The following is a 19,133-nucleotide window of genomic DNA, read 5'->3' as shown; positions in this document are numbered from 1 at the left end:
CGGACAGCACTCACGCAATGTTCGTCGGCGGCACCTTTGAACCGACCCCGTCGACGGCGTGGGTGGACGCCGCGTACACCAATTTTCTTCAGCCGCTCGGATTTGCCGTCGGGGACGGCGCTTCGAATATCTGCGACATGACTGGAACGGCGGCGTGCGATGCCCCGTTACAGGTGTTGACGACGCCGGAATTGCTGGAGGAAGGCCCGAGCACCGCCGCCACCAGCGCGGACATCGTCAGCGCGGTCGAAGCTGAATACGCCGCCGGGAATATGAGCGCCACCGATCCGCTGACCGTATTCACCTACTCGCAAAGCGCCATGGCCATGTCGGATGCGGAGGCCAGACTGTCGGCAGCGGGCATTCCCGAAGCAGACCTGCATTTGGTGATGATCGGCGACGGCAATACGACCGCCGGAGTCGCCACCAATATCTACACCGACCTGGAGCAGTTGTTGGGCGGCGGTACCAGCGCTGCCGATATTGCCGCAGGACAGGATTCGACCGACGCGCTTCTCTACTTCGTCAACGAGGGTCAATTCGCCCCGGCCGGCACGATGTACGACGGTCACATTCTCAATGGGGCGGGTACCGAGAACGGCGTCACACCCAATGACTTTTATCCGACGACCATCTACACGATCAACACCGATGGGATCGCCGACTGGCAAGGGGATTGGAACGCTGCTCTCGCCCAGGACAACGGCAGCACGGGGGCTGCCCTCGGCAGCGGGATCTACAACTTCCTCACTACTCACCTGGAGTACTTGGGCCTGACACCGGCCGAGGTCTCGGCCGGCACGTCGACAGTCGACGGCTTGACCACCACAGTCCTGATACCGGATCCCACGGACTGGGCGTCAGCCTGGGCGACCGGCTTGGGGGACATCATGTCCTCGGGCGGCTTCTGGCAGAGCATTGCGCAGTCGCTCCAGGATGTTTTCAACCCCGCCTGGGGTTGATCGGACGGTCGAGCGAACTTTCCGGGATTCGGATCGCCGTCGGACCCGCCGCAGCCGACGTTGAAGGCTTCCAGCAGCCAGCAGGCTTCGCTGCTGATCTTCAACCCGGAACCAGCGGATGCGCAACCGAATCTCGGCGCCACGCCCGAAGTTTCACGAAGATGCGAATAAGCGCTCGTCTCGTGAACGGCGTGTGAATTGTGCACGCAGTCGGGCCCGAACGTGGCGGTGTCGGCCGCACAGCCACGACACTGGTGCGGTGGCACTCACCCCAGCTTCAGCGGCCAACTTCTTCCGCTCCGTCATCAAGTGGCTGCAGGTCGGCTACCCCGAAGGTGTTCCAGGGCCCGACCGGGTCGCGCTGCTGGCGTTGCTGCGCAGTACGCCGCTGACCGAGGAAGAGATCACCGAGGTCGTCGACTTGATCGACGAAGAAGAGCTCTCCGACAACGCCGTCGACCGCGATGTGATCGCCGACTTCATCTCCGACATGACGCACTACGACGCGGGCCCGGAGAACATCGCCCGGGTGGCCGCGCGACTGGCTGCCGCCGGCTGGCCGCTATCCGGCATCGGCGGCCAGGCCGGCGCGACGCCCTAGTGTCTGACCTCGGTGCGCAAAGGCGATCTTGACGCACCCCCGACGAACTTACGAGCCAGACGCCTCAGCTCACAGAGTCGAGATGTCGATCACGAACCGGTAGCGCACGTCGCTGGCCAGCACCCGCTCGTAGGCCTCGTTGACGTAGGCCGCCTCGATGACCTCGATTTCGGGCAGCGTGTTGTGCTCAGCGCAGAAATCCAGCATTTCCTGGGTTTCGGCGATACCGCCGATGTTGGACCCGGACAGGCTGCGACGCGCCAGCGCCAACGGGAACGCCGGCACCTCCATCGGGTGCTCGGGAATGCCCAACTCGACCAGCGTGCCGTCGACGTCGAGCAGCCCCAAGTAGGCGCCGAGGTCGAGGTTCGCCGACACGGTGTTCAGGATCAGATCGAAGCTGCTGCGTAACTTCTTGAAGGTGTCGCGGTCGGAGGTCGCGTAGTAGTGCTTGGCGCCCAGTCGCAGGCCGTCTTCCATTTTCTTCAGCGACTGCGACAGCACCGTCACCTCGGCGCCCATCGCGGCACCGAGCTTGACGCCCATGTGTCCCAAGCCGCCCAGTCCGACGATCGCCAGCCGGGTGTCGGCGCCGGCCTTCCAGTGCCGCAGCGGGGAAAACAGGGTGATGCCCGCACACAGCAGCGGCGCGGCGGCGTCCAACGGCAACGAGCTAGGGATCCGCACCACGAAGTTCTCATTGACGACGACGGCCTGGCTGTACCCGCCCTGGGTGATCGTGCCGTCTTTGTCCTTGGAGTTGTAGGTGAAGGTCGCACCGTTCTTGCAGTACTGCTCGAGCCCGGCCGCACAGCTGGTGCAATGGCCGCAGGAGTTGACCATGCAGCCGACGCCGACGTGGTCGCCGACCTTGTGCTTGGTGACCTGCGCGCCGACCGCGGTGACGACGCCGGCGATTTCGTGACCGGGCACGATGGGGTAGTTGGGAACACCCCATTCGGCTTTGACGGTGTGGATGTCGGAGTGGCAGATGCCGGCGAACTTGATGTCGATGGCGATGTCGTGCGGGCCGGGGTCGCGGCGCTCGATCGTGGTTTTGCTCAGGTGCCCCGACTTGTCGGAGGCGGCATAGGCGGAAACAGTGCTCATCAGCTAGTCCTCTTTAACGCGCTTGGTCTCGTATCGACTTCCATTGAACGCCAATCAGATTAGCATAGACAACCTATGTAACTGACGGGGTGAGGCCGAGCTCACACTCCGGATCAGTTGATCGGTGCGTTGATCCAGCGCAGGTCGTCGATGATGCCGCGGGCGGCGACCAACCCCTCGCCGGTCTGCCAGATCTCGTTGTTGACCACGAACACCCGGTTGTCGCGAGTCGCCGACAACCGGCGCCAGGCATCGCTGTCGAAGATGGTGGGCGCGCGATCCTTGGCGGCCGGCGAATCGAACGACACGTAGACCACGTCGGCGTCGGCCGCCGAGAAGTTCGCGTTGCCCGCGAGGTCGCTGTCGGTGCTGCCCACCTCGATATAGGTCTTGTCGGTAAACCGTTGTGCGGCAGGGCGATCCACGCCTACCGCGGTCAACACACTACCGGGGAAGTTGTCGGACCCGTAGATCCGCACGGTGTTTTCGGTGAACTGCACCACCGACGCCTGGTAGTGCGCGGAGTCATGGGCTGCGCCGTCGTCGTGAGCCTTGGCGGTGAACTGATCGATCAACTCGTTGGCGGCGCCGGCCCGCGCCGTCGCCTCGCCGACTGCGCGCAGGTTGTTCTGCCAGGCCGCACCGGGGGCGCCGGTGAACACCGTTGGTGCGATGCCCGCCAAGTTCGCGTACAGCTTCGGTGTCAGCGCTTGCGACCCGAGAATCAGGTCAGGATTGGCGGCCTTGATCGCGCCGAGGTCAGGGTTGCTGCGGGTGCCCACGCCCGGCACCTTGCGCACGACCGTGCCCAAGTACGACGGCTGGTCCGAGGAGCCGTCCGGCAGCGCGGCCCCGACGATGCGGGCCTGCAGACCCAGCGCGCACAGCGCGTCGAGCTGGTCGCCGGCGAGCACGACGATGCGTTGCGGGTCCTCGGGTACCTGGACGGTATCGGGCTGGACCCCGGCCGCGTTGTGCGCGATTCGCGGCGACGCCGCAGCGTCGAGGCCGGCCGGTTCGGGGGCGCACGAGTCCTCGGGTCGGCGCTGGTTGCCCAACACGCCCACACCGGCGATCTGGGTGGTGCTGGTGATCACCGACGCTGAGGGTGCTGCGCCGCCGCGGGAACCCGAGGTGCAACCGCCACACGCGGCAATGGAAATTGACGCCGTGATCGCGGCGGCCAGCGCGAGTCGTACACCCCTGAGCGGCACGGCTCCGACGTTAACATCTGAGCAGGTGAAGCCGAGTCCGGCGAGCTCGGGCAGAAGTGTTCACCCGCCATTACGACAGTTTGTAGGACCTGTCCGTCGCCGCGCCCATTCGGAGGCTAGACTCGGAAACCTGATCGCGGTTGTCCTGCTCGACGTTTGGAGGCGCTCTTGACTGCCGAAGCCCCCCCCTTGGGAGAAATCGAGGCTAGTCGCCCGTACCCGGCTCGACTCGGGCCCAAAGGAAACCTGATCTACAAGCTGATCACCACGACCGATCACAAGCTGATCGGGATCATGTACGTGGTCACGTGTTTCGCCATGTTCTTCATCGGCGGCCTGCTGGCGCTGCTGATGCGCGCCGAACTGGCGGAGCCTGGGCTGCAGTTCTTCTCCAACGAGCAGTACAACCAACTGTTCACCATGCACGGCACGATCATGCTGCTGCTGTATGCGACGCCGGTCGTGTTCGGCTTCGCCAACCTGGTGCTGCCACTGCAGATCGGGGCCCCGGACGTGGCGTTCCCGCGGCTCAATGCCTTCTCCTACTGGCTGTTCTTGTTCGGCGCGTTGATCGTCCTGGGCGGTTTCATCACCCCGGGGGGTGCCGCGGAATTCGGCTGGACCGCCTACACCCCGCTCAGTGACGCCGTCCACTCACCCGGCGCCGGCGGCGATCTGTGGATTACCGGCCTGATCGTTGCTGGTCTGGGCACCATCCTGGGCGCGGTCAACATGATCACCACCGTGGTGTGCATGCGGGCCCCGGGCATGACAATGTTCCGGATGCCGATCTTCACCTGGAACGTCCTGGTGACGTCGATCCTCATCTTGGTTGCCTTCCCGTTGCTGACCGCGGCATTGTTCGGGCTCGCGGCCGACCGGCACCTCGGCGCCCATATCTACGACCCGGCCAATGGCGGCGTTCTGTTGTGGCAACACTTGTTCTGGTTCTTCGGCCATCCCGAGGTGTACATCGTCGCGCTGCCGTTTTTCGGCATTGTGACCGAGATCTTCCCGGTGTTCGCCCGCAAGCCGGTCTTCGGCTACACCACGCTCGTGTACGCGACCCTGTCGATCGCAGCGCTGTCGATCGCGGTGTGGGCGCACCACATGTTCGCCACCGGCGCGGTGCTGCTGCCGTTCTTCAGTTTCATGACTTATCTGATCGCGGTGCCAACCGGCATCAAGTTCTTCAACTGGGTCGGCACGCTGTGGAAGGGGCAACTGACCTTCGAGACGCCGATGCTGTTCTCGCTGGGCTTCCTGGTCACCTTCCTGCTGGGTGGTCTGACCGGCGTACTGCTGGCCAGCCCGCCGCTGGACTTCCATGTCACCGACAGTTACTTCGTGGTCGCGCACTTCCACTACGTCTTGTTCGGCACCATCGTGTTCGCCACCTACGCCGGCACTTACTTCTGGTTTCCGAAGATGACCGGCCGGTTGCTCGACGAGCGGTTGGGCAAGTTGCATTTCTGGCTGACGTTCATCGGGTTCAACGTGACATTTTTGATCCAGCACTGGCTGGGTGACATCGGTATGCCACGCCGGTATGCCGATTACCTGCCAACCGATGGGTTTCAGCCTTACAACGTCGTGTCGACGATCGGCGCATTCATCCTCGGCGTTTCGATGATTCCGTTCGTCTGGAACGTCTTCAAGAGCTGGCGCTACGGTGAAGTAGTCACCGTCGACGACCCATGGGGTTACGGCAACTCGCTGGAGTGGGCGACCAGCTGCCCGCCGCCGCGGCACAACTTCACCGAGCTGCCGCGCATCCGCTCCGAGCGCCCCGCGTTCGAGCTGCACTACCCGCACATGATCGAGCGGATCCGGGCGGAAGCTCATGTCGGTCGGGCGCACGGCCCCTCTGACGGCGACGTCACCCGAGCCGACGACGTCAACGTCCGCACGTAATGCCTTATCGCGGAGACAATCTGGGGTGAGTACCCCCCGCAAGGTGTCGGCGCTGATCACCGTCACCGGTCACGACAAGCCAGGCGTGACGTCGGCCCTCTTCGAGGTGCTGTCCGCGTACAAGGTCGAGTTGCTCAACGTCGAGCAGGTGGTGATCCGAGGCCGGCTCACGCTGGGCGTGCTGGTGACCGCCGCCGCGGACGTCCTTGACGGCCAACCGTTTCGGGACGAGATCGAGTCCGCGATTCACGCGGTGGGCCTCGACGTCGCCATCGAGCGCAGCGACGATCTGCGGATCATCCGCGAACCCTCGACCCACACCATCATGGTGCTGGGACGTCCGATCACCGCAGAGGCGTTCGGCGCCGTGGCCCGTGCGGTCGCCGCGTTGGGCGTCAACATCGACCTGATCCGCGGGGTCTCCGACTATCCCGTCACCGGTCTCGAGCTCCGGGTCTCGGTGCCGCCCGGTGTCGGGGGACAGCTGCAGGAGGTGCTGACGCGGGTCGCCGGCGACGTCGGTGTCGACGTCGCGCTCGAGGACTACAGCATCGCGCGTCGGGCCAAACGGCTCATCGTGTTCGACGTCGACTCGACGCTGATCCAGCAAGAAGTCATCGAAATGCTCGCGGCACGCGCGGGCGCCGAACACGCGGTCAAGGCGATCACCGATGCCGCCATGCGCGGCGAATTGGACTTCGCCGAGTCGCTGCACCAGCGGGTCGGCACGCTGGCCGGCCTGCCCGCCGCGGTGCTCGACGAGGTCGCCGCAGACGTGGAGCTGACCCCGGGTGCGCGGACCACCATCCGCACGTTGCGTCGGCTGGGCTACCACGTGGGTGTGGTGTCCGGTGGCTTCCGGCAGGTCATCCAGTCGCTGGCCGACGAGCTGATGTTGGACTTCGTCGCCGCCAACGTGCTCGAAGTCGTCGACGGCAAACTCACCGGGCGGGTGGTCGGTGAGATCGTCGACCGCGCCGGTAAAGCCAAGGCGCTGCGCGACTTTGCCAGTCAGGTCGGAGTCCCGATGGCGCAGACGGTCGCGGTCGGTGACGGTGCCAACGACATCGACATGTTGTCCGCTGCCGGCCTGGGCATCGCGTTCAACGCCAAGCCCGCACTGCGAGAAGTCGCCGACGCGTCGCTGAGCCACCCCTATCTGGACACGGTGCTGTTTCTGCTCGGCGTGACGCGCGGTGAGATCGAGGCCGCCGACGCACTCGACGGCGTGGTGAGCCGCGTCGACATCCCGCCTAGTTGATCGCAGGCATGCGGGGCGTGGGTCGTTGCAGGCTAACGAACCACACCACCTGTCACACCAGTAACCAAGGTAGGTGGCACTCATCTTTTTGAATTGTGGTCGTATGCGGTATCACCCAGGCGGTGATATCGCCCGTGGTCACAAAACGAAAAAAGAGTGTGTCCACCCAGCCCGAGGTCAACGGGGCTGGTGTGACTCACGGTGCCATCAACGCTCGTACCGTCGAAGGGCGGCGTCGTAGGTCGCTGCTCATCCCGCCGCAATGGTCGCTCGGCCGGTACGGCACGATGGTCGGGTGGCCGACGAGACAAGTGAGGCAGTCGACCCAGACCTGCTGATCGACTTCGCCGACGTGTCGTTACGTCGCGACGGCCACACCCTGGTCGGGCCGGTGACCTGGTCGGTTGAACTCGACGAACGCTGGGTGATCATCGGGGCAAACGGCGCCGGTAAGACGTCGTTGCTACGTATCGCCGCGGCCGCCGAGCATCCCACGTCGGGGGTCGCCCACGTGCTGGGCGAGCGGCTCGGCCGCGTCGACATGTCCGAGCTCCGGTCGCGGGTGGGGCTGAGTTCTTCCGCGCTGGCACAGCGCATTCCCGGTCACGAGATGGTCCGCGATCTGGTCGTGTCGGCAGGGTATGCGGTGCTGGGGCGGTGGCGGGAGCGCTATGAAGACGTCGACTACCACCGCGCGGTGGACATGCTGGAGAGCCTGGGCGCCGAACATCTCGCCGACCGCCGCTACGAAACGCTGTCCGAGGGCGAGCGCAAGCGCATCCTGATCGCCCGGGCGTTGATGACCGACCCCGAGTTGCTGCTGCTCGATGAGCCGGCCGCCGGGCTCGACTTGGGCGGGCGCGAGGAGCTGGTGGCGCGGCTGACCGATCTGGCCGCCGATCCCGACGCGCCCGCGCTTGTCCTGGTCACCCATCATGTCGAGGAGATTCCGCCCGGCTTCAGCCACTGCATGCTGCTGTCAGAGGGGCGGGTTGTCGCGGCGGGATTGTTGACTGATGTGCTGACCGCGGAGAATTTGTCCGCGGCGTTCGGCCAGTCGATCGACGTGGACGTGATAGACGGGCGTTACTTTGCCCGTCGCACCCGCACCCGCGCGGCACATCGGAGGCGCTCATGACCGAGGACACATTCGTTCCGCTGCCCGTGCGCCCGGCTGCGACGGTGATGCTGTTGCGGGAGGGCCCGAATGGCGCGGAGGGACTAGACGTCTTCCTGATGCGACGCCACTCCAGGATGGAGTTCGCCCCGGGAACCATGGTCTTCCCCGGCGGTGGTGTCGACGACCGCGATCGCAAACCCGACATCGCGTGGGCTGGACCGCCGCCGCAGTGGTGGGCTCGGCGCTTCGGCACCGACACCGCGTTGGCCGCCGCACTGGTGTGCGCCGCCGCCCGCGAGACCTTCGAGGAATGCGGCGTGTTGTTCGCCGGCTCGGCCGACGACCCGAATGGCATCGTTCGCGACGCCTCGGTCTACGCCGACGCCCGCCGTGCCCTGGACGACAAGACACTGTCGTTCGCTGACTTCCTTCGTCGGGAAAACCTGGTGCTGCGCTCAGATCTGCTGCGGCCGTGGGCCAATTGGGTCACGCCCGAGGCCGAGCGCACGCGCCGCTACGACACCTATTTCTTCGTCGGCGTGCTACCTGAAGGTCAGCGCGCCGACGGCGATAACACCGAATCCGACCGCGCGGAGTGGACGACGCCGCAGGCCGCCCTCGCCGACTTCGAATCCGGCCTTTGCTTCCTGCTGCCACCGACCTGGACCCAGCTGGATTCGCTGAACGGGCGCACGGTTGCCGAGATATTGGCCGTCGAGCGGCACATCACGACGGTGCAACCACACCTCGAAATCGACGGCGACAATCTCAACCTCGATTTTTTCGACTCCGACCGCTATCACCGCGCCCGCAAAGCCGGCGGACTCAAGTGGCGGCCTTGAACGAGTTCGTCGGCGTCCACCTGGACCCCGGCCATCCTGGGATCGGGGCGCTGGTGCTCTCCCGGCCGCCGACCAACGCGCTGACCCGACAGGTGTACCGGGAGATCGAGCGGGCAGCGGACGAGGTGAGCCGTGACGAGAGTATCTCCGCGGTCATCTTGTTCGGCGGCCATGAGATCTTCTCTGCGGGTGACGACATGCCGCAGCTGCGCACGCTGACCGCGGCCGAGGCCGAGAGCTGGATCCGGGTGCGCCGTGCCGCTGTCGACGCCGTCGCGGCGATCCCGAAGCCCACTGTCGCCGCGATCACCGGATACGCACTGGGAGCGGGCCTGGGTCTGGCGCTGGCGGCCGACTGGCGGGTCAGCGGCGACAACGTCCGGTTCGGTGCGACGGAAATTCTGGCCGGGCTGGTTCCCGATGGTGACGGCATGGCGCGGTTGGCCCGCGCGGCCGGCATGAGTAAGGCCAAGGAACTGGTGTACAGCGGCCGCTTCTTTGGCGCCGAGGAGGCTCAGGCGCTGGGGCTGATCGACGAGGTGGCGGCCCCCGACGGGGTGTATGACGTCGCCGTGGCCTGGGCCGGCCGTTTCGTCGGCGTGCCTGGCGTCGCGCTCGCCGCCGCCAAGGCCGGCATCGACGACCCGCACACGCTGGCGCCGTCCGCGCGGTGGGATGCGGAGCGCCGCCGCTACCTTGAGGTCTTCGACGCCAATCTGAGGCGACCGCCGGGCGCGGCGACGTAAAGAAAATCTGAGAAAAGTATTTACAACGGTTGAGAGTCGCCCGCTAGTATGAGCTGTCTCACATCAACTGGAGGCCTCGGAATTGATGCGTCTGAACCGCGTACTCGGCGTTGGGGTGGTTGTCGGCAGCGTTTTCGTGTTCGGAGCAGCCTCGCCCGCGCACGCCGACGATTTCGGCCTCGGCGACGTGGTCAGCAACCTCGTCGCCGGCGCGAGTTCAGCCGCCCTCGGCAGTTCGGGTGTCGACCAGGCGCTCGCCGCTGCTGCGTCCAGCACGCAAACCCTCTCCGAGGAGGCCCTGTTCCAGCAGTACTTCTACGACCCGCTGCACACCGCCGTCGAGGACTGGATCAGCAGTTCCTTCGGTGAGCAGATCGACAACGCGGTCAACGCGACGTCCGGGGAATTCCTGATCGGCAACGGCGCGCCCGGGACCGAGCAGGATCCGACCGGCGGCGCCGGCGGGTTGTGGTTCGGTGACGGCGGCAGCGGCTGGAACAGCGATGAAGCCGGTGTCGCCGGTGGATCCGGCGGCGATGCTGTCGGCTTCTTCGGCAACGGCGGTGACGGGGGCGACGGCGGCGCCGGCGCAAACGGCGGTGACGGCGGTGACGGCGGCTCGCTGTTCGGCATCGGTGGCAACGGCGGCAATGGCGGCGCCGCCTCCGGTGGTTTACCGGCTCTCGGCGGGGCCGGCGGCAACGCCGGTGCCTACGGCATCCACGGCATGGTCGGCGACTATGGCACGAGCACCGACGCTGTCACGAGCACCGGCTCCTCGGACCTCGAATCCCTCGGTACCACCGGCAGTTGGATCACCAACAGCGACGGCCAAGTCGTCCTGCTACACGGGCTCAACGAGGTCTACAAGGTGGCACCCGGTGAGCCCGCCGCCGACGGTTTCGGCGCCAACGACGCAGCCTTCCTGGCCGCCAACGGATTCAACGCGGTCCGGGTGGGCATCATCTGGTCCGACTTGGAGCCCGAGCCCGGCGTTTTCAACACCGCCTACCTCGACTCGATCGAGTCGACCGTGCAGACTCTGGGCAACCACGGGATCTACAGCATTCTCGACTTCCATCAGGATGCTTACAGCAGCGCATTCGGCGGCGAAGGCGCGCCGGCGTGGGCGACCGAGACCGGCGGTGCGGCCAACCCCTCGCTGCCCTTCCCGTACAACGAGTTCTTCAATCCTGCCGAGACCCAGGCCTGGGATTCGTTCTGGTCGAACGCCGATGCACCCAATGGCGCCGGGCTCGAGGACAATTACGCGCAGATGCTGCAGTACGTCGCCAGCGCCTTCAACGGCAATTCCGACGTGGTCGGCTTCGAGCTGATGAACGAACCGGAGGCGGGCTCGCAGACGCTGCCGGCACTGTTCGGCAGCTCATACTTCGACAGCCAGCAACTGACCCCGTTCTACGACCAGGCGGCAGGCGCGATTCGATCCGTGGACCCGAGCACGCCGATCTTCTACGAGCCCAGCGTCCTGTTCGGCACCGGCGTGCCCACGCACCTGGGCACCGTGGACGCCACCAACACCGTCTTCTCTTTCCACGATTACTGCGAGTACGACCTCGGGCCGCTGGGCTGCGTGCCCAACGTCGCCAACATCGCCGACAACGCACTGAAATATGCTGATGCACAAGGAATTCCGGCGTTCATGACCGAATTCGGCGCCAGCAGCGACCAGACCGAGCTTGCCGACCCGATGGTCGCCGCCGACCAGCACCTCATCGGCTGGACGGAGTGGGCATATTCCAGCCAGGGTGACATCTCCACCACCGCATCGCCGCCGAGCTCGGAGTCGCTGGTGTACAACCCCGAACTGCCCCCGACAGGGGACAACGTCAACACCGCGAACCTGCAGACCCTGGCCGAGCCCTACCCGCAGGTGATTTCGGGCACCCCGATTTCTTACTCGTTCGACAAGGGCACATTCGACTTCAGCTACTCCACCCAGGAAGCCAATGGCCTGGGCAGCTTCCCGGCCAACTCGCAGACCACCATCTCGGTGCCGGCGGTCGAATTCCCGAACGGCTACGCGGTGAGCGTCACCGGGGGAGAGGTCGTCTCCGCCCCCAACGCTGCCGACCTGGTCATCGCCTCGAACGCCGGTGCAAGCACCGTCACCGTAACCGTGAGCCCCGCCGCGACGTAGCCGGGCGGTCGAAGAGAGCGAGCGGGCCCGTTGGTGCGCTCCGATAAGCTGGTCGACCATGACCAGTACCGACCCGGCGCCGCAGCCGCGCGCCACCGCCGAGCAGGTCGAGGCAGCGCGTCACGACAGCAAGCTGGCCCAGGTCCTTTATCACGACTGGGAAGCCGAGAACTACGACGAGAAGTGGTCGATCTCCTACGACCAGCGCTGCATCGACTACGCCCGGGACTGCTTCAACACCGTCGTTCCCGACGACGAGATTCACCGCTTGCCCTACGGCAACGCGCTCGAGCTGGGCTGCGGTAGTGGCTTTTTCCTGCTCAACCTGATCCAGTCGGGCGTGGCGCGCCGCGGCTCGGTCACCGACCTGTCGCCGGGGATGGTCAAGGTCGCCACCCGCAACGGACAGTCATTGGGGTTGGACATCGACGGTCGGGTCGCCGACGCCGAGCGAATTCCCTACGACGACAATTCCTTCGACCTGGTCGTCGGACATGCTGTGCTGCACCACATTCCAGACGTCGAGCTGACGCTGCGTGAGGTCCTTCGCGTGCTGCGGCCCGGTGGCCGATTCGTGTTCGCGGGCGAGCCGACCACGGTCGGCAACGGCTACGCGCGCGCCCTGTCGACGCTGACCTGGCGGGTCGCGACCAACGCCACCAAGCTGCCCGGGCTCGACGGTTGGCGACGTCCGCAGGCTGAACTCGACGAGTCCTCGCGCGCTGCCGCTTTGGAGTCGATCGTTGATCTGCACACCTTCTTCCCGGCCGACCTGGAAAAGATGGCCAGGTCCGCCGGGGCCGTCGACGTCGACACCGCGACGGTCGAATTCACCGCCGCGATGCTCGGCTGGCCGTTGCGGACCTTCGAATACGCGGTGCAGCCCGACAAGCTGGGCTGGGCCTGGGCCAAGTTCGCGTTCAACAGCTGGAAGGTGCTCAGCTGGGCCGACGCCAATGTCTGGCGCCGCGTGGTGCCGAAGGGCTGGTTCTACAACGTCGAGATCACTGGGGTCAAGCCGTCCTGATCTTCGGCCTCGGCGACGTCTCCTACTTGACGTCCGACGAGGGCTCGGTTGCGCTGGCCGCGGTCGACGCCCTGCCGCTGACCGACCGGGTCGGCGACATTGCAAGGCTGCGAAAGCAATTCGGCGACCGCACACCGGTATTGGTCGAGACGGTGTTGCTGCGCCGCCGCGCGTCGGCAAAGCTGGCCGAGCTGCCCGGAACTCACGACTGGCTGTTCACCGACGAGGCGCTGCAGCAGGCCAGCGCCGGGCCGGTCGCCCTGCATCGAGCGAGGCGGCTGTCGGGCACCGTGATTCACGATGTGACCTGCTCGGTCGGCACCGAACTGGCGGCGCTGCGCGGATCGGCCAGCCGGGTGGTCGGCAGCGACATCGACCCGGTGCGGCTGGCGATGGCGCGGCACAACCTGGGCGACAGCGTGGACCTGTGCCGCGCTGACGCGCTGCATCCGATTACGCGTGACGCCGTGGTGGTCGCCGACCCGGCGCGACGAAGTGGCGGTCGGCGGCGGTTCGACCCGCGCGACTATCAGCCCGCCCTCGACGAGCTGATCGAGGCCTATCGGGGCCGGGAATTGGTCGTCAAATGCGCGCCCGGAGTCGATTTCGAGGCGCTGGCCCCGCTCGGGTTCGATGGCGAGATCGAGGTCACCTCGTATCGCGGCTCGGTCCGGGAAGCTTGCCTGTGGACGACGGGTCTGAGTGAGCCGGGGGTGCGCCGACGGGCCAGCGTGCTGGACCGTGCGGAGCAGATCACCGACGCCGATCCGGACGATTGCCCGGTGCGGCCGGTGGGCCGGTGGATCGTCGACCCCGACGGCGCGGTGGTCCGCGCCGGACTGGTCCGGCACTTTGCGGCGAGGTACGGACTGTGGCAGCTCGACCCGATGATCGCCTACCTGTCCGGAGACGAATTGCCTTCGGGCATGCGAGGTTTCGAGGTTCTCGAGCAGTTGGCGTTCGACGAGCGGCGGCTCCGACACGCGTTGGCGGCGCGCGACTGCGGGGTGCTGGAGATCCTGGCCCGCGGTGTGGAGGTCGATCCGGATGTGCTGCGAAGGCGGTTGACGCCGCGTGGCGGCCAGTCGTTGACAGTGGTCATCACCCGGATCGGGGCGGGCGCGGCAGCCCAGGGCACCGCGTTCATCTGCCGTCCATCGCGATGACCCCGAAAAGAGTGGCGCGATATCTCCTCATGAGCTGCGATGGGATCGCGCGCAGACGTACGTGAGCGGGCCGGCGACAGTCCAGATCCGAGGACGCGACTCGTGGCATCTGGGTAATCGAACCCCCGATCCGGAGACCTAGACGGTATCTCCGAGCTTGATCCTGGCTGCCACCTAAGTTGCTTTGGCGCCGGGAGCAAACTGGCGGTCGCTGATCATGATCAAAATCCTGCACAATGCCCCTGCTACCCACGTAGCTCAGCACGTGGTACCTGTTTTGACCGGTGGAACAAGGGCTGAGGAATTTTTCTACAATTATTAGACTTTGTTCGAACAGAATTGACGCTGACGCATAAGCTATGCCCACTCGGTGCGGTGGGCGCCGACAGCTATTAAAGCGCGCACATAGCGCGTTGGGGGAAGGGGAAAATCAATGAGGACCGCTCGGGCTTGGACTCGGCTGGCAATGCTGGCCGTCGGATTGGGTATCGGGGGAGCGCTTGCCGCCACCCCGGGAATGGCGTCGGCCGATTCATCCTCCGACTGGTTGTCGGCAGTCGACAGCCTTCTCGGCGGTGGGGCATTGTCAGCGGCCGACACCACGCCGGCATTGAATCTGGCTATCTCGTTTGACGGAATCACGCTGTTCCAGGACGGCACTGCGTACGCGCACTCGGGAACCAACGGTGACATCGCCATCGCCAACGGCGCCGGGGCGAACGCCTACGCATTCGGCACCGACAACTATGCAAGCGTCGACGGCACCGGTTCTACCGCTGTGGCCGGCGCAACCAGCGACACGATGGCCGGCACCTCAGCCGACAACACGGCCTTCGTCTTCGGCAACGACAGCTACGGGTGGGCCGGAACAACCGACGCCACCAACCCGGGCAGCTTCAACTACGCCGTCATCTTCGGTAACAATGACACCGGCTGGGCCGGCGGCGACGCGGCAGGGTCCGGCAGCTACGACGGCTCCTACTCCGAAGGTAACGACCTCGCGACCGCCTACGCGCAAGGCAGCGACCATCTGGTCGACATCGTGAAGTTCTACGGCGACAGTGGGTCGACGACGTCCACCACCGCGGCCGCCGAGAGCACCAACCTGATGGCGACCACGGATCCCACCGGTGCACTGGGCGACGGCCAGGCCTTCTGGGCCGACGTGGCCTCGGCCTTCGATGGCACGGGGACCGCAGCGGATTTCAGTAACCTGTGGACAGAGCTCACGACGCTGTTTTAACGGAACCGCCTGCCCGGTCAGCGGCCGCCGTTGGGAAGGGCGGGGCCGCCTGACCGGGGCAGGCGATCATCAGCGAGACGTTTGCAGGCCGTCGAGACCGGGGCCAGGTACGCTGGCGACACGGCATTTCAGCCGTTCTGAGTCTGCGAGGACGAGACGACCGATGCGCAAGATCATGTCGGCCGCGTTGATAGCGGCCGGAGCCTTGCTGAACTGGTCCTGCGGCCCGATCGCCGCAGCGGACTCCGCGTGTGCCAACTTGGGCGGAGCACTTCAGGACGGCCAAACATGCGTCGTGCATACGGTGACCCCCACCTATACGGTGAACATGTCTTTCCCGGCGGACTATCCGGACCAGGCGCTGACCGATTTCCTCGGCCAGAATCGCGACGGGTTCGTCAACGTCGCGCAGACGTCAGCGCAGACGTCCGGTCCACGTGATGTGCCCTATCAAATGGACGTGACGTCCGAGCAGTACCACTCCGGCCAGCCGCCCGGCGGAACCCGCAGCGTGGTGCTCAAAGTCTTCGAAGACCTCGGGGGTCCGCGGCCGTCGAGTTTCTACAAAAGCTTCAACTACGACATGGCGGGGCAGAAGGCGATCACCTTCGACACGCTTTTCGCGCCGAATACCAAGCCGCTCGATTCCATTTTCCCGATCGTGCAACGAGAGGTTGGAAAACAAACAGGCCTCGGTGCCGCCATTTCGCCCGCGTCTGGATTGGACGCCGCGCATTATCAAAACTTTGCGATCACCGACGACGAGCTGATCTTCTACTTCGCTGCCGGCGAGCTGCTGCCGTCGTTGGCCGGCCCCAGCCAGGTTCACGTCCCCCGCGACGCGATCCCGCCGCTGGCGATCAAGAGTTAGCTCGGCGCGAAGCTATACACCTGACCGTCGCTGGTGGCAGCCACGACGCGGCGATCGCGACCGACCGCGACGCCGACGGGGTAACCGGTCGCCTCCGGCAGCGGGTAGCTGTTGAGCGTGCGGCCGCTGCCGGGATCGAACACCAGCAGCGTCATGCCCCGGGCGCCTTCACCTGGCCCGCCGGTCACCACCGCGTAGCCAACCCCACGCCCAGCCAGACTCGACGTCGAGAGCGGGCTGACGTCGTTACGTCGCCACACCTCCTGAGCGTGGTTGCCGGCGTCCTTGAACGCGACCAGGCGTGTATCCGGGCCGCCGCCCGAAACGATCAACCCATCCGGCGTCACCGACGGCGGCGTCTGCGCCAGGAAGTTCAGCGCAACCGACCATTTCGGCTTCCCGTCGGACGCATGCAGCGCCCACAGGCGCTGGTCGCGGCCGTTGACGTAAATCGTGGTGCCATCGCCGGATACCACCGGACTGGCCTGGACACCGTCGGCGACGGCGTTGCTAGTCCATTCCCGGGTCAGCAACGGACTCTGGCCGGGGTGGTACTTGAGCCCAACCAGGCCTGGCGCCGGGGCACCCGGTTCCCACAATCCGATCACCACCATCCCGCTGTCCTTGGCGAATGCCGGGGCGGCCGCGACAGGGCAGCCCTCCTTGGCCGGTCCGCAGTCCGCCAGCCCTCGGGTGAAGTCGCTCGGGTCGACGTTGTCCACCAGGTCCACCGAGTTGCCGATCACCGTTCCGCGATGGCCGTCGAAAACCTGCACCTGGCCGAGATGTGTGACCACCAAGACGTGACCGCGTCCGAGAATCCTCGGCGTGGACGGCAATCCCATGACAGGGCGACGCCAACGAATCCACTGCGTGACGGGGAAGGACAGGATGGCTCCGGGCTGGCCGACGTAGAGATTGTCGAAACCGTCGAACAGTGGGCCGGAGATGCCGCCGCCCTGATACAGCCGGGTGCACCAACGCTGCCGCCCGTTGTCGTCGTTCTCCCACTCCACCAGCGAACAGCCGCCCGGCGTTTGCGCGTTTGCGGCAAGCCAATTGCGCGAACTCAGTGCCACCGACGACGCCAGCGTGCCCTTGACCGAGCGGGTCCAGCGCAGGCTCAACTTGTCGGCCCCGGGGGTCGCGCTATAGCTGCTGTTGGCGGCGTCGCCGTATTGCGCGGGCCAACCTTCAGCCGGCACGGTGTCGACCCAGGTGTCGGTGTTGCCGCATCCAGCGGCCAGTGCCGTCAGAAGGATCGCCGACGCCACCGATGTCCAGTGCCGCAGTGCACGGCGGGGAGTCGGCCGGGACACGGTGTGGTTCCCACATCCTTCCGCGACGCGATGGCATGGCGGCCATCAGCCGATATCGAGTACAGCCGAGGGTAACCTGTGCCAGCTCAGGTAGGGCCTACTGCCCGGCGGGCATCGTCGCCGACTGGGTCTGATGGTCCGGCTTCTCAGCCCGCCGTTCCGGCGGGCATCGTCGCCGGAGGTGTTTGTTGGTCCGGCTTCTCAGCCCGCCGTTCCGGCGGGCATCGTCGCCGGAGGTAGGCTCTCCGGCCATGACGAGCATGTGGGGCGCCCCAATTCACCGCCGCTGGCGGGGCTCGAACCTGCGCGATCCGCGGCAAGCCAAGTTCCTCACCCTGGCCTCGCTGAAGTGGGTTCTGCGTAACCGCGCCTACACCCCGTGGTATCTGGTGCGCTACTTCCGGCTGCTGAAGTTCAAGCTGGCCAACCCGCACATCATCACCCGGGGCATGGTGTTCATCGGCAAGGGCGTCGAGATCCACGCGACCCCCGAACTGGCGCAGCTGGAAATCGGGCGCTGGGTACATATCGGCGACAAGAACACCATCCGCGCTCACGAGGGCTCACTGCGATTCGGCGACAAGGTGGTGTTGGGCCGTGACAACGTCATCAACTGCTACCTCGACATCGAGCTGGGCGATTCGGTGCTGATGGCCGACTGGTGCTACGTCTGCGATTTCGACCACCGGATGGATGACATCACGCTGCCGATCAAAGACCAGGGCATCGTCAAATCGCCGGTGCGGATCGGGCCGGACACCTGGGTGGGGGTGAAGGCGACGGTGCTACGCGGCACCGCCATCGGCCGGGGCTGCGTGCTGGGGTCGCACGCGGTCGTCCGGGGCGAGGTGCCGGATTACTCGATCGCGGTCGGAGCCCCGGCCAAGGTGGTCAAGAACCGACAGCTGGCTTGGGAGACCTCGGCCGCTCAGCGCGCAGAATTGGCTGCCGCGCTCGCCGACATCGAGCGCAAGAAGGCGGCCCGTTAGCCCATCGCCTGATAGCGCCGCAGCGCTTCGCTGCGCTCCGCGGCGTGATCGACGATGGGTGCGGGATAGCCGCTCGGCCGCTGGCCTTTGCTCAACGTGACGTCATTGACATCGGCAAGTTCGGGTACCCATCGGCGGATGTAATCGCCTGCGGGGTCGAATTTTTCGGCCTGCCTAGCGGGGTTGAACACCCGGAAGTAAGGCGCCGCATCAGTGCCGCATCCGGCCGACCACTGCCAACCGTGCTGGTTGCTGGCAATGTCGCCGTCGACGAGTTGGTCGAGGAACCAACGGGCCCCCCACTGCCACGGCAGGTGCAAGTCTTTGACCAAGAACGACGACGCGATCATCCGCACCCGGTTGTGCATGAAGCCGGTTTCGCTGAGCTGACGCATTCCGGCGTCGACGATCGGGAAACCGGTTCGACCGGCCTTCCAGGCCTCGAAGCGCTGCTGCGCCGCTTTCCCGTCGTCAACCTTGATGGCGTCGAAGTCGCGGTTCCAGTTCCGCCACGCGCTGTCGGGCCAGTGATGCAGCACCGAAGCGTAAAAGTCGCGAAACGCCAATTCCCGCAAGTACGCTCGAGC

The 19,133-nt window shown here is 65.8% G+C and carries 17 protein-coding genes; 13 read left to right on the top strand and 4 right to left on the bottom strand.

Features of this window, described 5'->3' with window-relative positions; all coding sequences use genetic code 11:
• Window positions 1–962 (top strand): PE-PPE domain-containing protein (locus AC2VOG_RS09505; RefSeq protein ID WP_486939654.1); only part of this gene is annotated, 962 nt, incomplete at its 5' end.
• 259 nt (window positions 963–1,221) lie between these two features.
• Entirely contained in the window at window positions 1,222–1,563 is a 342-nt protein-coding gene (locus AC2VOG_RS09500) for a DUF3349 domain-containing protein (protein ID WP_486939653.1), read from the top strand.
• Window positions 1,564–1,632: 69 nt separating this feature from the next.
• Here the strand turns inward: AC2VOG_RS09500 and AC2VOG_RS09495 are convergent, their stop codons facing one another.
• Together AC2VOG_RS09495 and AC2VOG_RS09490 are read right to left on the bottom strand one after the other, a co-directional pair.
• Complete coding sequence (locus AC2VOG_RS09495) at window positions 1,633–2,673, bottom strand: NAD(P)-dependent alcohol dehydrogenase (protein WP_486939652.1); 1,041 nt, start codon at window positions 2,671–2,673, stop codon at window positions 1,633–1,635.
• Between the two features lie 113 nt (window positions 2,674–2,786).
• Window positions 2,787–3,887, bottom strand: a complete 1,101-nt coding sequence (locus AC2VOG_RS09490; RefSeq protein WP_486939651.1) for an iron-siderophore ABC transporter substrate-binding protein — start codon at window positions 3,885–3,887, stop codon at window positions 2,787–2,789.
• A gap of 168 nt (window positions 3,888–4,055) precedes the next feature.
• On the opposite strand from AC2VOG_RS09490, the gene ctaD reads away from it, so the two are divergent.
• The 10 genes from ctaD (at window position 4,056) to AC2VOG_RS09440 (ending at window position 16,238) form a co-directional block, all read left to right on the top strand.
• Entirely contained in the window at window positions 4,056–5,801 is a 1,746-nt protein-coding gene (gene ctaD / locus AC2VOG_RS09485; RefSeq protein ID WP_486939650.1) for an aa3-type cytochrome oxidase subunit I, read from the top strand.
• 25 nt (window positions 5,802–5,826) lie between these two features.
• Complete coding sequence (gene serB / locus AC2VOG_RS09480) at window positions 5,827–7,062, top strand: phosphoserine phosphatase SerB (protein WP_486939649.1); 1,236 nt, start codon at window positions 5,827–5,829, stop codon at window positions 7,060–7,062.
• A 262-nt stretch (window positions 7,063–7,324) separates the two neighbouring features.
• Complete coding sequence (locus AC2VOG_RS09475; RefSeq protein WP_486939648.1) at window positions 7,325–8,200, top strand: ABC transporter ATP-binding protein; 876 nt, start codon at window positions 7,325–7,327, stop codon at window positions 8,198–8,200.
• Window positions 8,197–9,024: an NUDIX hydrolase gene (locus AC2VOG_RS09470; RefSeq protein ID WP_486939647.1), complete on the top strand. Its 828-nt coding sequence runs from the start codon at window positions 8,197–8,199 to the stop codon at window positions 9,022–9,024. Before AC2VOG_RS09475 ends, AC2VOG_RS09470 begins: the two co-directional genes overlap by 4 nt.
• Window positions 9,012–9,770, top strand: a complete 759-nt coding sequence (locus tag AC2VOG_RS09465) for an enoyl-CoA hydratase (RefSeq protein ID WP_486939646.1) — start codon at window positions 9,012–9,014, stop codon at window positions 9,768–9,770. The genes AC2VOG_RS09470 and AC2VOG_RS09465 overlap by 13 nt, the downstream gene beginning before the upstream one ends.
• Window positions 9,771–9,855: 85 nt before the next feature.
• Window positions 9,856–11,931 (top strand): cellulase family glycosylhydrolase, encoded by a 2,076-nt coding sequence (locus AC2VOG_RS09460; RefSeq protein WP_486939645.1) that lies wholly within the window; start codon window positions 9,856–9,858, stop codon window positions 11,929–11,931.
• A 58-nt stretch (window positions 11,932–11,989) separates the two neighbouring features.
• A complete protein-coding gene (locus AC2VOG_RS09455; RefSeq protein WP_486939644.1) occupies window positions 11,990–12,958 on the top strand; it encodes a methyltransferase domain-containing protein in 969 nt (322 codons plus the stop codon).
• A complete protein-coding gene (locus tag AC2VOG_RS09450) occupies window positions 12,958–14,124 on the top strand; it encodes a THUMP-like domain-containing protein (protein ID WP_486939656.1) in 1,167 nt (388 codons plus the stop codon). The genes AC2VOG_RS09455 and AC2VOG_RS09450 overlap by 1 nt, the downstream gene beginning before the upstream one ends.
• A 433-nt stretch (window positions 14,125–14,557) precedes the next feature.
• Complete coding sequence (locus AC2VOG_RS09445) at window positions 14,558–15,367, top strand: hypothetical protein (protein WP_486939643.1); 810 nt, start codon at window positions 14,558–14,560, stop codon at window positions 15,365–15,367.
• Between the two features lie 163 nt (window positions 15,368–15,530).
• Complete coding sequence (locus tag AC2VOG_RS09440) at window positions 15,531–16,238, top strand: esterase (RefSeq protein WP_486939642.1); 708 nt, start codon at window positions 15,531–15,533, stop codon at window positions 16,236–16,238.
• Here the strand turns inward: AC2VOG_RS09440 and AC2VOG_RS09435 are convergent.
• Window positions 16,235–17,512 (bottom strand): outer membrane protein assembly factor BamB family protein, encoded by a 1,278-nt coding sequence (locus AC2VOG_RS09435; protein ID WP_486939655.1) that lies wholly within the window; start codon window positions 17,510–17,512, stop codon window positions 16,235–16,237. The two genes, AC2VOG_RS09440 and AC2VOG_RS09435, sit on opposite strands and share 4 nt — an antisense overlap.
• 296 nt (window positions 17,513–17,808) lie before the next feature.
• Between AC2VOG_RS09435 and AC2VOG_RS09430 the strand changes: the two genes are divergently transcribed.
• Entirely contained in the window at window positions 17,809–18,546 is a 738-nt protein-coding gene (locus AC2VOG_RS09430) for an acyltransferase (protein WP_486939641.1), read from the top strand.
• Here the strand turns inward: AC2VOG_RS09430 and AC2VOG_RS09425 are convergent.
• The coding region (locus AC2VOG_RS09425) for an FAD-binding domain-containing protein (RefSeq protein WP_486939640.1) at window positions 18,543–19,133 on the bottom strand (591 nt) is incomplete at its 5' end. The genes AC2VOG_RS09430 and AC2VOG_RS09425 overlap by 4 nt on opposite strands.

The sequence above is a fragment of the Mycobacterium sp. TH-M11 genome (assembly GCF_057473725.1).
The sequence above is the reverse complement of the archived record's forward strand: the minus strand, read 5'-3'. Positions and strand labels throughout refer to the sequence as shown.

What these genes read in the sequence shown, in the direction of transcription:
- AC2VOG_RS09475 (WP_486939648.1), top strand. Translation starts at nt 7,325, where the DNA reads ATGGTCGCTCGGCCGGTACGGCACGATGGTCGGGTGGCCGACGAGACA.
- AC2VOG_RS09460 (WP_486939645.1), top strand. Translation starts at nt 9,856, where the DNA reads ATGCGTCTGAACCGCGTACTCGGCGTTGGGGTGGTTGTCGGCAGCGTT.
- AC2VOG_RS09440 (WP_486939642.1), top strand. Translation starts at nt 15,531, where the DNA reads ATGCGCAAGATCATGTCGGCCGCGTTGATAGCGGCCGGAGCCTTGCTG.
- AC2VOG_RS09430 (WP_486939641.1), top strand. Translation starts at nt 17,809, where the DNA reads ATGACGAGCATGTGGGGCGCCCCAATTCACCGCCGCTGGCGGGGCTCG.
- AC2VOG_RS09470 (WP_486939647.1), top strand. Translation starts at nt 8,197, where the DNA reads ATGACCGAGGACACATTCGTTCCGCTGCCCGTGCGCCCGGCTGCGACG.
- AC2VOG_RS09445 (WP_486939643.1), top strand. Translation starts at nt 14,558, where the DNA reads ATGAGGACCGCTCGGGCTTGGACTCGGCTGGCAATGCTGGCCGTCGGA.
- AC2VOG_RS09495 (WP_486939652.1), bottom strand. Translation starts at nt 2,673, where the DNA reads ATGAGCACTGTTTCCGCCTATGCCGCCTCCGACAAGTCGGGGCACCTG.
- AC2VOG_RS09455 (WP_486939644.1), top strand. Translation starts at nt 11,990, where the DNA reads ATGACCAGTACCGACCCGGCGCCGCAGCCGCGCGCCACCGCCGAGCAG.